Source organism: Chitinophaga pinensis, from assembly GCF_007896845.1.
In the GTDB taxonomy this organism is placed as follows: domain Bacteria; phylum Bacteroidota; class Bacteroidia; order Chitinophagales; family Chitinophagaceae; genus Chitinophaga; species Chitinophaga pinensis_C.
In genome coordinates this window covers 63,771-75,987 of record NZ_VOHS01000011.1, presented here as the reverse complement: position 1 = coordinate 75,987, position 12,217 = coordinate 63,771, and the positions used below count along the sequence as shown (strand labels likewise).

General features: G+C 41.2%; 12 protein-coding genes. 8 read left to right on the top strand and 4 right to left on the bottom strand.

Going from position 1 to position 12,217, the window contains the following annotated elements; all coding sequences use genetic code 11:
- Nucleotides 1–13: 13 nt before the first annotated feature.
- Nucleotides 14–640, bottom strand: a complete 627-nt coding sequence (locus FEF09_RS13410; RefSeq protein WP_146305591.1) for an NUDIX hydrolase — start codon at nucleotides 638–640, stop codon at nucleotides 14–16.
- Between the two features lie 39 nt (nucleotides 641–679).
- On the opposite strand from FEF09_RS13410, the gene pyrE reads away from it, so the two are divergent.
- Both pyrE and FEF09_RS13400 read left to right on the top strand, forming a co-directional pair.
- On the top strand, nucleotides 680–1,327 hold the full coding sequence (gene pyrE / locus FEF09_RS13405; protein WP_146305590.1) for an orotate phosphoribosyltransferase: 648 nt from the start codon (nucleotides 680–682) through the stop codon (nucleotides 1,325–1,327).
- Nucleotides 1,328–1,396: 69 nt separating this feature from the next.
- A complete protein-coding gene (locus FEF09_RS13400) occupies nucleotides 1,397–1,768 on the top strand; it encodes a heavy-metal-associated domain-containing protein (RefSeq protein ID WP_012793797.1) in 372 nt (123 codons plus the stop codon).
- Between the two features lie 78 nt (nucleotides 1,769–1,846).
- On the opposite strand, the gene FEF09_RS13395 is transcribed toward FEF09_RS13400, so the two are convergent.
- On the bottom strand, nucleotides 1,847–2,302 hold the full coding sequence (locus FEF09_RS13395) for an LEA type 2 family protein (protein ID WP_146305589.1): 456 nt from the start codon (nucleotides 2,300–2,302) through the stop codon (nucleotides 1,847–1,849).
- A 339-nt stretch (nucleotides 2,303–2,641) separates the two neighbouring features.
- Between FEF09_RS13395 and FEF09_RS13390 the strand changes: the two genes are divergently transcribed.
- Both FEF09_RS13390 and FEF09_RS13385 read left to right on the top strand, forming a co-directional pair.
- The gene (locus tag FEF09_RS13390) at nucleotides 2,642–3,274 is read left to right on the top strand and encodes a WbqC family protein (protein ID WP_146305588.1); all 633 of its coding nucleotides are present in this window, start codon (nucleotides 2,642–2,644) and stop codon (nucleotides 3,272–3,274) included.
- Nucleotides 3,275–3,504: 230 nt separating this feature from the next.
- The gene (locus tag FEF09_RS13385) at nucleotides 3,505–4,902 is read left to right on the top strand and encodes an arginine decarboxylase (RefSeq protein WP_089813398.1); all 1,398 of its coding nucleotides are present in this window, start codon (nucleotides 3,505–3,507) and stop codon (nucleotides 4,900–4,902) included.
- 359 nt (nucleotides 4,903–5,261) lie between these two features.
- Here the strand turns inward: FEF09_RS13385 and FEF09_RS13380 are convergent, their stop codons facing one another.
- Both FEF09_RS13380 and FEF09_RS13375 read right to left on the bottom strand, forming a co-directional pair.
- Nucleotides 5,262–6,101, bottom strand: a complete 840-nt coding sequence (locus FEF09_RS13380) for a hypothetical protein (RefSeq protein WP_146305587.1) — start codon at nucleotides 6,099–6,101, stop codon at nucleotides 5,262–5,264.
- A 149-nt stretch (nucleotides 6,102–6,250) separates the two neighbouring features.
- Nucleotides 6,251–6,706, bottom strand: a complete 456-nt coding sequence (locus FEF09_RS13375; protein WP_146305586.1) for an Hsp20/alpha crystallin family protein — start codon at nucleotides 6,704–6,706, stop codon at nucleotides 6,251–6,253.
- 230 nt (nucleotides 6,707–6,936) lie between these two features.
- Here FEF09_RS13375 and FEF09_RS13370 point away from each other — a divergent pair, with 230 nt between their 5' ends.
- From FEF09_RS13370 to FEF09_RS13355, 4 genes are all read left to right on the top strand, one after another.
- Entirely contained in the window at nucleotides 6,937–7,350 is a 414-nt protein-coding gene (locus tag FEF09_RS13370) for a BrxA/BrxB family bacilliredoxin (RefSeq protein ID WP_146305585.1), read from the top strand.
- 182 nt (nucleotides 7,351–7,532) lie between these two features.
- Nucleotides 7,533–8,831, top strand: a complete 1,299-nt coding sequence (locus tag FEF09_RS13365) for a prolipoprotein diacylglyceryl transferase (protein WP_146305584.1) — start codon at nucleotides 7,533–7,535, stop codon at nucleotides 8,829–8,831.
- A 4-nt stretch (nucleotides 8,832–8,835) separates the two neighbouring features.
- Nucleotides 8,836–9,261 (top strand): hemerythrin domain-containing protein, encoded by a 426-nt coding sequence (locus FEF09_RS13360; RefSeq protein WP_146305583.1) that lies wholly within the window; start codon nucleotides 8,836–8,838, stop codon nucleotides 9,259–9,261.
- Between the two features lie 301 nt (nucleotides 9,262–9,562).
- A complete protein-coding gene (locus tag FEF09_RS13355) occupies nucleotides 9,563–12,025 on the top strand; it encodes an outer membrane beta-barrel family protein (RefSeq protein ID WP_146305582.1) in 2,463 nt (820 codons plus the stop codon).
- The last annotated feature ends 192 nt before the right edge of the window (nucleotides 12,026–12,217 follow it).

The following is a 12,217-nucleotide window of genomic DNA, read 5'->3' as shown; positions in this document are numbered from 1 at the left end:
TAAGCTTTAAATATTATACGGCATAACCGTCTTTTGCGAAGACGTCTATAATGTTCTGATAAGAGAACTTCAGGTATTTACCCAGGTGCTCCGGTTTAATCCACTGTATATCTACAATATCTTCTTCTATCTGCGGAACAGTCAGTTCTGTACCGGTGAATTTCATTTTATACCAATAAGTGTGCTTCAGTGTTCTCTTCTCTTTCCAGGTATAGAAATGGAAGGTTTCCCCAATTTTATGCTCCAGAGTTACATTATGCAGACCAGTTTCTTCGGCCACTTCTCTGATGGCAGCTGTTTCCAGGTTTTCTCCCGGATCTTGTTTGCCTTTTGGGAGATCCCATTTACCACGGCGGAACATCAGTAATACTTCTTCTTCGGGATTGGTGATCAGGCCGCCGGCAGCTACCAGCACGTGAAAGTATCCTTTCACCTGTTCCAGCAGGGCAGGAGCATCCGGATGGATGAAAATGGCAGATTCAGATTTGCCTGTTTCGAGGGCCTGTAATACCGATTCTATAGTAGCAGCGTCCGGCTCCGTATACAAAGTTGCATCTTTGTATTTTTCGGGAATTCCCTGATGGGTGGCCGTGATCAGCAGCGGACGTTCATTGAGATAAATAACTGTATCTGTTTGCATGGCGCAAATGTAATCTGTAATTAACTATTTTTGCTTACTATGAGTAAGATCAGCGAAAAACAGGTAGCAGAGAAACTGCTGCAGATACAGGCGGTAAAATTGCGTCCGTCAGAACCATTTACATGGGCATCTGGCTGGAAATCTCCTATTTACTGCGACAACCGTAAGATATTGTCTTATCCTTATGTGCGCGACTTTGTAAAGTCTGAGTTGTGCAATGTTGTATTTGAAACATTCCAGGATGCAGCGGTACTGGCCGGCGTAGCTACCGGTGGTATTCCGTTGGGTGCGCTGGTGGCAGATCAGCTGAAGCTGCCGTTTATATATGTAAGAGCGAAGGCAAAAGAACACGGTATGGGTAACCTGATTGAAGGTGTATTACAACCGGGTCAGCCCGTAGTGGTGGTAGAAGACCTGATCTCTACCGGTAAGAGTAGTCTGGAGGCAGTTAATGCAATCCGTGCAGCCGGTGGTGAAGTGATCGGTATGGTTTCTATTTTCAACTACGGATTTGATGTTGCTGTAAAAGCTTTTGAAGCAGCAAAAGTGCCTTATTATTCACTGAGCAACTACAGTGCGTTAATCGAGCTGGCAGTTGAGAAGGGATTAGTTTCTGCCGATGAGCAGGCTACGCTGGAAGCGTGGAGAAGTGCACCAGATAAATGGAATGCGGAACCAGCTGTTTAAACCGTTCTTCCCAAATCAGGTTTTCAGTTAATAAGTATTTGTTATATTAGGGTCTGTAAAAAGAAAATTATGCGTATCATCAAATTAGTATTGGTATTATTATTTACGGGTATCGGTGTTACAATGGCCCAGACTAAAAAAGGTACATTGGTAACTGCCAAGGTGAATACCCCAACTGTGCAGTGCGAGCAATGTAAAAATCGCATAGAAAGATATCTGTCAAGAGAAGAAGGTGTTCAGTCTTCTAAAGTAGACTTCAAAAAAGGCATCACTACTGTAAAATTCTTCAGTGATCGTACTAATATAGAGAACGTAAAAACTGCTATCGCAAATGCAGGGTACGATGCGGATAATGTAACTGCAAATGAAGAAGCTTACACCAAACTGCCAACCTGCTGTAAAAAGCCGGAAGATGGTGGTCATAGTGATAAAAAGCACTAATTGCTGCGACAAACGTATTCAAAAGAAAAGGCCTCGGTTGCATTGCAACGAGGCCTTTTTAGTTTTACACGGTTATGATCAGAAAAACTTGATTGGCTGTTTTGTTTCGCATTTAATAGGGAATGGCAGATATACGCCGCCTTTACCTACTTTACAATTGCCAGTAGCTTTAATAGTGACCTCTTTATTCATAAGAGCACCTAAAGCATTTTTAAAGACGTTTTCCATGTTTACTTCCAGTTTTACAGGGAAGTAAAAAGTATCTTTTGCCGGAATCGCGATCATGGTGTCCTGCAGAGAATGGCCGACAAGGTTGTCGTCCATAAAAAGATCAAAAGATGCGTCCTTCAATTTGAGTTTAAAATTGTTAGGATTGTAATAAGCCAGGGTCAACCTTACAACACTTTTAGAAAAGCCCAGGTTGTCGAAATTAATGCCAGCCACTCTTACAAATTCAAGATCTTTAGCTTTCTCACATGAACTCGCTACTCCCCAGATTGTTAAAATGATAATGCCGAGTCTGAAAAACTTCATGAAAGATTTTTGGCAAACCTACACCAAAGGGAAGATATGTCAATAGTGAGGAGTCGGAATTAGGAAAGTTTTAACCTCTTTAAAATCACGCTTTAATATTTTACTTGAAGTAAAACGACCCTTAAAAAATGAACAAAGAAAGCTACTAAATAGTTTAGTAAATTTGCGCCGGCCCGGGTACAGGGTTAAAAGGCAATAATACTAAAGGGAGTAGCATATATATAATGCTTCTATGAGCTGTGGGCCAGCTATTTAACGCAGTTTATCAGAGAATTTAGAATAAGTCTTTTAACTGATTGAATCATATAGGTTTAGCTATTAAATACCAATTTTGACGACATGGCAGCTGATGCAAATAAGAAGACACTACTCATTGAATCACAGTATTTTCCGAATATTTCCTTTTATAAAACTTTAATTAATTACGATAATTTACTGCTGGAAAAGCATGAACACTATCAGAAGTTAAGTTTTCGTAACCGTTGTTACATCGCCGGACCGAACGGACGTATCTTATTAAGTGTTCCCCTGGCTCGTGGTAAGAACCAGCGGACAGTAATGAAGGATGTAAGGATCAGCAATGCCGAACGTTGGCAGGCTTTGCACTGGAAAACACTGGTGTCTGCTTATCGTCGTTCCCCATGGTTTGAATATTATGAGGACGAGATGGGCTTATTGTATGAAAAACCGGTATCATTTCTGCTGGATTGGAATATGCTATGCTTTGAGTGGGCCAACAAGATCATCGGCGTGAATACACCGCTGGCATTTACAGATGAGTATCATAAGACATATGAGGCGGCTGGTATAAACGATATGAGGGATATCATCAGGCCGGAAGAGAAGGAGGTCGAAGAGGATACCGTGCGATACACTCAGGTGTTTCAGGATCGCGTTGGTTTCCTGCCCGATCTGAGCATTCTGGACCTGATTTTCTGCGAAGGAAAACGTAGTCTGGAACTGATTAAATAGAGGTAAAATATTACATACATTATGTGATAAAAACTTGAAACGTAATGTTTTAGCGTAATATTTAACCGTTTAAAAAAAAAAGAAACTTTTTACCCAGCCAATAACACAAAATATTTAGCTTTGCAACCAATTTTGCTGGGCTTCGAACTGACGTAGGTGCATAAACCAGGAGTTTTCCAGCGAGGGTTGTGATAGCTTTTACTAATCCTTAAAATGTCTTATAGGTTTAAATGAACAGTACCTACACAGATCTCGTGCACCAAACCTTCGAATTCCCACAGGAAGGTTTTGACGTTCAGGATAACTACCTGGAGTTTAATGGAGTGGATATCAAGGCTTTGATAGACAAGTATGGGACACCTTTCAAGCTTACTTATCTGCCGAAAATCGGAATGCAGATCAACAAGGCGAAGAAAATGTTCCAGGATGCAATTAAGAAGAACAGGTACGACGGGAACTATTACTACTGTTATTGCACCAAGAGTTCGCATTTCTCCTTTATCATGGAGGAAACGCTTAAGCATGGTATTCATATCGAGACTTCCTTTGCGTATGACATCGATATCGTCACGAAGTTGTATGAAAGGAAAAAGATCAACAAGGATACTTTTGTGATATGCAACGGTTATAAGACCAAGCCATATACAAAAGCTATTTCCCGTCTGATCAACTCAGGTTTCCGCAATGTGATTCCTGTACTGGATAACAAAGAGGAGCTGGAAGATTACAAAAAATTCATTCGTACAAAGGATAAGGTGAAGCTGGGTCTGCGTATTGCAGCGGAAGAGGAACCTACCTTTGATTTTTACACATCCAGATTAGGTATCCGTTCCCGTGACGTACTGGAGTTTTATGTGGATAAACTGAAGGGAAATGAAAAGTTTGAGCTGAAAATGCTGCACTTTTTCATGAATAAGGGGATTAAAGATGATATTTATTACTGGAGCCAGTTCAACCGTGTGGTGAACCTGTATTGCCAGTTGAAGAAGATCTGCCCTGAACTGGATAGTATTAACGTAGGTGGTGGATTCCCGATCAAACACTCCCTTGGTTTTGACTACGACTACAATTACATTGTAAACGAGATCGTTGCCAATATCAAGAGTATTTGTAAAAAGAACAAAGTACCTGTTCCGGATATCTATACTGAATTCGGTTCTTTCACAGTAGGAGAGAGCGGCGCTGTAATCTATAGCGTGGTAGGCGAAAAGATGCAGAACGACAGGGAGAACTGGTATATGATTGACAGTTCCTTTATCACTACCCTGCCTGATACCTGGGGTATCGGGGAAAAGTTCCTGATGCTACCTATCAATAAGTGGGATCAGGAATATCAGGAGGTCCATCTCGGAGGTCTGACCTGTGACGGATATGACTTTTACACTTCTGAAGAACACATAAATGCGGTATTCCTGCCGAAGCTTGCCGGAGAAGAGCCTCTGTATATTGGCTTCTTCCACACAGGTGCTTATCAGGATCAATTGAGCGGATACGGCGGTATCAAACACTGTCTGATCCCTTCACCAAAACATGTGATCGTTGGATATGACAAAAACGGGCAACTGAAAGACTGGCTATATGCCAAGGAACAGACAGCTCAGAGTATGTTAAAGATTTTGGGTTATTAAAAAAATGGGTTAGTAATCCACTGAAATGCCCCGCGATTTCTCGCGGGGTTTCTTTTTTTATGATTATCCGTTATATGAAAAAAGTAGGCTCCCCTTATGCAGAAGAGCCGTTCATGGCATAGGTTTACCATCTAAGCATAAAGGAAAATAAGACCAGGAAGGGGATAAAAGGTTGTGGTGTATAGGGAGAAAGAAGGACTCAGTCGGTGTATAGGGAGAATAGGACCCTGTTGTTTACATTGCAAAGATAGGACGCTCCGGAAAGGTGGGAAATACCCGAAAGTTGTAATTTTTTTAACAGTTATTTACCATTTTTGAAAACCCCTCACACAGACGTGTAGCCGGCGAACGAGGCCGTTTTAGTTTTCTGTACCCGTTCCATTGTCGAGGTAGCTGATAGCCGTTTCACACTGTTTTTCGATTTCTACCAGACAAGCTTCCAGTAATTCTTTATTGCCATCCAGATATTTTGACTTACCCGAGCGGGACAGTCCTTTCAGTATAATGAACTGTTTTGTAAGATGTTGACTCAGCAGAGATGAGTGTTGTTTCTGTTTCTGCAGGGTGCGTTCATGTTCAGTAATGAATATATTCTTATAATGGGCCCCTAGTACCCTGATTAAGAATAATATATAGAACGCAGTTAGGATCGGATTAAAGATCAGACTTTGTTCCGGGCTGAATCCCGGTGTGCTGAATACGGTAATGTGGTTTACCTGAATCCATGCTACCAGACTGAGATAACCGCACAATACGGCGCCGAGTGCCAGAGTAGCTGCAATGTTAGTGGCGATATAGCAAAACAGGATACTTACGATCCAGATCATTGAATATCTGGGCGAAAGATCCTGATTGTTTAAGAAAGAACACGCCGCAGGCAACATCAGGGTCAGGAAGGCAGCCAGAATACTGATCGTTTTCACAGGAGCACCTCTTCTTACTAATAACATGCAGGCAACCAGAGTGATCAGGAAAGCAGTGCTTAATAACAGTTCCGTTGTATTATGTGTATAAAGCCCGATCAGGTATTTTGGTATTAATAACAGCAAATGGAAGAACAGATAATCAAAAAGAAGCCTTGCATTACAACGGTCCTTTGAGTCCGTAGTAATGTGTAAGACGTTGCCAATCACCGCATTTTCTACGTTTTGGTACGTCTTTAAAGCAACTTTATATATTTTCTTGATCAACTGCGGCATAGCCATACGGTTATATGAGCAAATTATCTTTAAAAAATATTTTCGCTCTTAAACGTTTGTGTGAATTATTGGGTAGCTATGCCATAGAATTATAAAAAAAATCCCCTCCGGGAGGGAGGGGATTTTCACACGTTATCCAACCTTTCTACTTATTCAACTACAATTGCTTTTGCTGCATCCTGCACTTTTTCTTTCTTCGCCAGCTGCAATTTCAGTATACCATTTTCGTATTTCGCCTGGATCTTTTCAGCATCTACCTGCTCATTCAGGGTAAAGGAACGTTTAAATGAACGGAAACTGAACTCTCTGCGTAATTGTTTCTGATTTTCATCTTTGGTTTCAGCAGCTTTCTCTGCGCTGATAGTCAATACTTTGTTTTCAAGGTTGATTTTAAAATCTTCCTTAGCCAGACCCGGTACAAGCAGATCTACCTGATAGCCTTCCTTATTTTCTGTAATGTTCACTGGCGGATAAGCACCATAGAAGTCGTTGGTATGAACATCATCTTTCAAAAATCTGTTAAAGCCATTGTGGTTAAAGATATCTTCTACTAAACCACCGAAAGATTTTACTGCTGGAGCCTGGTTGAATTTTACGAATGTCATGATTATAATTTTTTGAGTTTGTTTTAAAATTTGAACGATTAGGTATAAGCAAACAGAATACCATGGCATAAAACCTGCTAAAATGCTATGAAACACTGTTATTTATCTGACTTTTTGTCCCTTTATATTGTTTTTATATGACATATAGTCATATTCATTCAAGTTTTTCTATTTAATCTGCTGAATGATTAACTTTGTGGAAACTATCGAACAAAAAAAATTGTAGTTATATGTATCCAGCAGAACTAGTAATGCCCATGAAGGCAGAATTGACAGATAATGGTTTTCAGGAACTGCTTACACCTGAGAGAGTGGATGAGATTTTAAAGCAAGAGGGAACTACCCTTGTGATGATCAATTCAGTTTGCGGTTGCTCTGCAGGTAGCGCACGTCCGGGTGTGTTGATGGCAGTTGCTCACAGTGAGAAAAAACCAGACAGATTAACTACCAGCTTTGCAGGTTTTGATCTGGCAGCAGTTCAGCAACTCCGTTCTCACCTGTTACCTTACCCTCCGTCTTCTCCTGCGATCGCTTTATTTAAAGACGGTCAGCTGGTGCATTTCATTGAGCGTCACATGATTGAAGGTCGTCCTGCACAGATGATTGCAGCTAACCTGGTTGACGCATTTGCGCAATACTGCTAAAAACTTATTCCGGATCGTAATCCTTTCTGCTGTTGCCTGTTAATATATTATTTACACAATAGAAAAAGGGATTATGATTTGGAATTTGTAATTTTTACAGCTTACTTTGGTGGTTTGATTTTCCGTTTGACTAATTCGGCTTTGTTCATAGGAAAATTCAGATCACCAATTTTTTTTTGGCTATGTATCCTAATCTATATTACGCTTTTAAAGACCTTTTGGGCATTGAGATCCCTCCGTTTAAGCTTTTGCAAACCTTTGGATTCTTTGTTGCCATTGCATTTCTGGTCGCTGCCTATGTATTGACCAAAGAGTTGAAAAGAAGAGAGGGGCTTGGATTGCTGAAAGGAGTACCAGAGAAAACTGTGATCGGTAAACCGGTAAGCATGACGGAAATATTGGTGCATGGCTTGCTCGGTTTTGTTATAGGATACAAAATTCTGGGCTTTTCTCTTGAGTGGGCGACCGCATCTCAGGATCTGCAATCATACATATTATCAGCTCAGGGAAGTTGGGTAGGTGGCCTTTTACTAGGCGGCGTTTTTGGTTATTCGAAATACCGTGCAGGTAAAAAACAGGAACTGCCTACTCCAAAAGAGGAGACAGTAATAGTAATGCCTCACCAGCGTGTACCGGATATTATTGTGATGGCAGCTGTTGCCGGATTATTAGGCGCCAAGATATTTCACAATCTGGAGAACTGGGGTGATTTCGTGCAGGATCCCATTGGTGCGTTACTTTCCTTTAGCGGTCTTACCTTCTACGGTGGACTGATCGTCGCTTCTTATGTCATTATCCGTTACGCTATAAAGAAAGGTGTCAATGTATGGCAGCTGATAGACAGTGCTGCTCCTTCACTGATGCTGGCTTATGGTGTCGGTCGTATGGGATGTCATTTCTCTGGAGATGGTGACTGGGGTATATATAATAGTGCCTATGTTACGGATGCCGCTGGTAAAGTTGTACCAGCAGATCCGGCGAAGTTCCAGGAAATGATTAAAGCAAGTGAACAGTTCTTTACCAGACAATACGGTAGCCTTGAACATATTCCGCATGCCGCTTTCGCAAAACCTCCCGGTCTCAGTTTCCTGCCTGACTGGTTCTTTGCATACGGTTATCCACATAACGTTATCAACGAAGGTGTACAGATGGCTGGTTGCACAGGTAAATACTGTAGTGTATTGCCGGTATCCGTTTATCCTACCGCTTTATATGAAATCATCACCTGTCTGATCCTGTTCGCTGTATTATATGCACTGCGTAAAAAAGTAACTATACCGGGTGTTATCTTTGGTATCTATCTGATAATGAACGGCGTTGAACGTTTCTTTATTGAGAAAATAAGGGTGAACACGAAATATGATATTTTCGGTTTCCATCCAACACAGGCTGAAATTATCTCTTCATTAATGGTAATCGGTGGCGCAGGGTTGATCTGGTATTGCCGCAAAATACATAAAGCAGCAAAACCAGCTATCTGATAATATGCAACGTCATCCGGTTCTGATTCCATTATCGCAGGAACATCAACGTTTACTGTTCGTTTGCCGGTATCTGAAAAATGATGCCGCCGCTTTTGAGGGTTTTCCTCTTGAAACTAATGCCAAGCTGGCTTATATCGTGAAAGTATTTCAGGAGGTGATGGTACCACACATCCAGAAAGAGGAATATCTCTTTGAAATATGTACGGGGCATCACCCGGAAATTGATCAGCTGATACAGGAACTGATACTGGAACATCAACAGATCTCCCGTATGTATAGTGCACTGGCCGAAAATACAGACATGATTGCCGCTATGGATATTCTGGCCCGCAGCCTTGAAGAACATATCAGAAAGGAGGAACGGGTGTTATTTGAAAAGATCCAGACTGAATTGCCAGAGATACTTGAACGTATAAAATGGGCATGAGGTTGATTATCATAACTTTATTATAAAGGCGTTGCCAATCGGCAACGCCTTTTTTTATGAATATATAGCCCCACTGCAACGAAAACAGCACTGAGTCGTCTTTATTATAGGTTCCTCACCCTTTTATTGAACTTTTACCAATCATCCCTAACTGGATACCGTTTGTGTAAAACTATGTACTATGCAATGCAAACTACCTACCTTTACACTGTAGTTGTTTAAGAAAGGATCTGTACTAAGAACGGTTCTATAGAAATAAACAATTAGATTAAAGCCTATAATAAATTTAAATCCTCCTTATATGAAATCGACCACTACATTGTTGGCCTCTTTTTTAACCTTTTGTAGCATTAATACCATCCAGGCACAGCAAATTGAAACAGCCCGGATCACTGGCCGGGTATTACAGACAGGTGCAAAGCCTATGGAATTTGCCACTATTACTCTACTGAAAGCAAAAGATTCATCCCTGGTAAAAGGTGCTATTGCAGATATCAATGGCCAATATGAATTTGAACAGATAAAACAAGGTAAGTATCTGATTGCTGCCGCTTATGTGGGCATGACGAAAGCTTACAGCAAACCTTTTGAAGTGAAAGGCAGTGCACCGGTATCAATGGAGACACTGACACTGGGTACAGACGCCAAAAATCTGAAAGAAGTCAATGTCACTGCTAAAAAACCTTTTATTGAGCAGCGGGCTGATAAAATGATTGTAAATGTTGAAAACAGCATTATAGGTGCCGGTGGCACCGCTATGGAAGCATTGGAAAAATCACCCGGTGTATCTATCGATAAAGACGATAATATTAGTTTGAAAGGTAAGAGTGGTGTTGTTATCATGATTGATGGCAAGCTTACCAATATGAGTTCCCAGGACGTTGCACAGCTGCTTAAAAGCATGCCCAGTAGTAATATTGAGCAAATCGAACTGATCACCAATCCTTCCGCCAAATACGACGCAGCTGGCAACTCCGGGATCATCAACATTAAACTGAAAAAGAATAAAATGGTAGGTTCCAACGGTAACGTATCACTGTTCGGCGCTTATGGTCTGACGCCAAAATATGGTGGCGCCCTGAACCTGAACCATCGCAATGAGAAATTCAACCTCTTCGGTTCGTACAACTACAATCACCGTGAAAACCAGCAGCACCTTGGTTTGTATCGTACCGGTACTACTGAAGGAAGACCAACTGTTTTCGATCAGGACAACGAAAGAAAAAGAAAATCCGATTACCACGGTGTTAAAGTGGGCATGGATTATTTCATCAACAAGAATAATACAATCGGTGTCATGGTTGATGCAGGGTTTAGAAGCAATACAGAACCTGCGGATGCGCTCACTAAGATTGGTGACGGACAGCGTGTGGATTCTACATTGAAAACTCATACCAACGCTGATGGTAACTGGAGAAGATGGGCGTATAATCTTAACTATAGAGCCATTCTGGATACAACAGGTAAAGAGCTGAATATCGATCTGGACTATGCCCGTAACAGTGAAGAGCGTGGCAACGATATCTTCTCTACCATCTGGGATTCTGCCGGTAAAAATTATATGCGCGGTGATACTTCCCGCAATAGTCAGCCAAACAGTATTGATATCAAAACCATCAAAGCAGATTACGTACATCCGCTGCGTAATCAGGCGAAGCTGGAAGCCGGTTTCAAACTGAGTTTTGTAAAGACAGACAATGACGCAAAATTTGATTCACTGCGTAATGGTAACTGGGTATACGATAAAAACCGTTCCAACCACTTTATCTATAAAGAGAATGTGAACGCTGCATATATCAACTTCCAGAAACAGTTCAAAAAAGTGAATGTACAGTTAGGTCTGCGTGCTGAGCAGAGTAATGTTGAAGGTAATTCCATCACAATGAATCAGGTGACAGACACCAGTTATTTCAACCTGTTTCCAAGTGTATTTGTAAGCTATGATGTACATAAAAACCATCAGCTGGGATTGTCTTACAGCCGTCGTCTGCAACGCCCTGATTATGAAGACCTGAATCCGTTTCAGATCTATCTTGACAGATATACACTGATCTCGGGTAACCCTTATCTGAAACCTTCATATGCAAACAGCGTTGAGTTTACACATACATTCAAACATTTCCTGACTACCTCTGTCGGTTATACACATACAAAAGATAAAATCACACAAATCGTGGAAGCTGACAAAGATGTGGTATCCGGAGATACATTGAATATCCGTTACAAATACCTGAACGTTGCAAAATCTGATATCGTCAATCTGAATATCTCTTTTCCTGTAACGATCACAAAATGGTGGAGCAGCTTTACCTATCTGTCTGCTTACTACAACAAGTTCCAGACAATCGTGGATAACCAGTCTGTGAATATCTCCAGCGGTGGATTCATGGGACGTACGCAACAGACATTCACTTTACCAAAAGATCTGAGTGCCGAAGTGAGCGTATTCTATCTGTCTCCGCAGATCGCCGACGAAGGATTATTCAGAATGAAACATATGTGCGCAGTTGATCTGGGTGTTTCCAAACAGATCCTGCACAAGAAAGGAAGTCTGAAATTGAATGTAAATGATGTATTCAATATTCAGCGCTTCCGTGGAAGCTTCGAAAATGGTGGCCGTTACACCGGTGTTAACAGTAAATGGGAAAGCCGTCAGGTACGACTGACCTTCAACTATCGCTTCGGTAACACCAATATCAAAGCTGCCCGCAACCGTAAAACCGGCCTTGAAGATGAACAGGGCCGCGTAAAAGACGGTAATTAATATGACCTGTTTTTAGGTATATATAAGGATGGAAGGGACGCGACCTATTCTTGGGTTGCGTCCTTATTTTAAAATGTTAAAGATTGATTGTTAGCTTATTGTGAATCCGTGAAACTGTTATTGCCCCTTATCTGCAAAAAATATTCTCTTCCCGTGCAACCTTTTTCCAAAATATTGTCTTTATAATGCAAG